The 2,204-nt window shown below is 42.5% G+C and carries 2 protein-coding genes; both read right to left on the bottom strand.

What is annotated here, in order from left to right:
- Window positions 1–3: 3 nt before the first annotated feature.
- On the bottom strand, window positions 4–1,674 hold the full coding sequence (locus BZG79_RS14395; protein WP_077774747.1) for a WD40 repeat domain-containing protein: 1,671 nt from the start codon (window positions 1,672–1,674) through the stop codon (window positions 4–6).
- Between the two features lie 17 nt (window positions 1,675–1,691).
- A partial coding sequence (gene ribA, locus BZG79_RS14400) for a GTP cyclohydrolase II (protein ID WP_077774748.1) occupies window positions 1,692–2,204 on the bottom strand: 513 nt, incomplete at its 5' end.

Below are 2,204 nucleotides of genomic sequence, written 5' to 3' on the forward strand. Positions count from 1 at the left end.
TGATTAGATAACGTAAGCTTGTCCATCATAAGAACTCGCCACAAACGATTTATTATCCTTACAATAAATCAAGCTAGAAATACCACTGGTTGTTGGCTTAACTAAAGGCGCCCATCTGCGCTCAACCGTATCAAATACCGCTACGGTACCACTATAACTGTCTGTAGCGAGATATCTTTCATCTTCACTGCTGGCCATACACTTTATTGAGTTGATATGCGGGCTAATATACCGCTGCGGTTCTCCGTTAAGCCAAAGCGTTAACTTAAGATCACGTCCTACACTCGCGTAATGCTTGCCAAATGCAACGCAAGCATTAGCGATTTTCTCATGTGCTTCTGGCAGGTAACTGTAAAGCTCAAAATATTGAATGTCGTGATATGCCGCAGCGCCAGTAGCACATACGCTAAAGATCGTATCTACATTGGCTGCCAGACCTTTTATTGCATTGTCGTGCATTGACAGTACCCCGTAGTAAGCAATAGCACCACTTTTATCGAGATTAAATAGCAACCCTTCTCCAGTGTAGGTGCCTATAACAGCGAACTCAACATCTTCACGTAAAAATGTAGCACAGCAGTTTAAAGGCGAATGATGCTGGTGGATGAGTTTACCTGTTTTCGCGTCAAAAACTTTGCCCATTTGTCCACCAGACAGTAGGTATTCACCAAATGGTTGTAGGAAGTTACACAAGCTACCCATCTCTTGAACTAGATTTCCGTTTTTGGACAGTTTACCTGCATCTCCAATCGCATATAGGCTACCTTCAATACTTGATATTGCATTCAAGCTTATTGAGTCTTCGATATGCTCAGTCAACCACTCATCATTTGCATAGTTCCATATCGCATAAGTTGAACCAAAAGTGACGAAAGCAACGCGATCAGACGCCAAGAATGCGCAGCTACGAGGCCATACAATACTTGGTAAGTCTGTTTGCGACTGTTGTACTAATTGCCCATCCATCAGTTGCCAAATAATAGCACTTCGGTCATAACTCAAACTGATTAGTTTTCGACTTAATTCGTCCCATACCACACGCTTGATACCTGCTTTATGTGCATTTATGTGTGTCTTTTGTTCGCCATCAATGACCGTTAGTCTGCCTTCATCATCACCAGCAAAAATCTTTCCATCACGGCTCAACGCTATGGTATCTGTCTCGATGCCACCTAAATCGGTACAAGCAAGCTGTTGTCCAGAGCCCACATCCCAAGTACGAATTGTTCCGTCATCACTACTTGAAATCAAAGATGTCCCACATGCTGACCAATTTACAGAAATAACATCAGCTTGATGCCCACGCATAATCTGGCGCGTCTCGCCGTTGAGCTCAAAAATCCGTATAGTATGATCACGAGAGCAGGTCGCCACTAAACGGCTATCTGGTGAAAACTGCGACATTTCTACATCATCACTGTGACCAAAAAGCACAGTCTTCAGTCGTAAGTCAGGTAGTTGCCAGATGCGAGCACTATAGTCACTGCTTGAACTCACGAGGTATTGCCCATCTCCACTAAAGCTACACTGATTAGCTAGGTGATCATGACTCACTTGATTAATCGGTGTATTGTCTTGCGCATTCCACAAAATCACACGGTTGTCATAACCAGCAGTTGCGATAAATTTATCCAAATAATTCGCAATCCCGCTGATTGAAGATGTATGTTTCATAGTCACTTTCCTTATGTTTACAGCGCGATGGAATGATCCTTCTTATCGGCTTTTGATTTTAAATATTTGTGATTGTATCTTGTTAGGAATGTGCCTGTAGGAATCACCTCAATCACGTTGATCCCTAAAGCTTCGAGTGTTGCTACTTTTTCAGGATTATTTGTGATGATTCGACACTGACAAACATTTAGAGCTTGCAGCATTCTTACTGCATCGGAAAAATCACGGTCGTCTTCAGGTAGATTGAGGTGAGTATTTGCTTCAAATGTATCAAGTCCCATATCTTGGAGGCGATAAGCATCAAACTTCGAGTAAAGCCCAATACCTCTCCCTTCTTGACGAAGATAAAGTAAGACACCACCCTCTTGGCTTATTTTACCTACCGCCTCATTAAGCTGAGGACCACAATCACAACGTTGTGATCCAAAAACATCGCCAGTCAAACATTCAGAGTGAATACGAATAACAGGTACTTTGCCTTCGGATAGATAGCCAAATACTACCGCAAAGTGTTCTTCATTCCACTTATC

Source organism: Salinivibrio sp. MA427 (assembly GCF_001996115.1).
GTDB classification, from domain to species: Bacteria; Pseudomonadota; Gammaproteobacteria; order Enterobacterales; family Vibrionaceae; genus Salinivibrio; species Salinivibrio costicola.

What these genes read in the sequence shown, in the direction of transcription:
- BZG79_RS14395 (WP_077774747.1), bottom strand. Translation starts at nt 1,674, where the DNA reads ATGAAACATACATCTTCAATCAGCGGGATTGCGAATTATTTGGATAAA.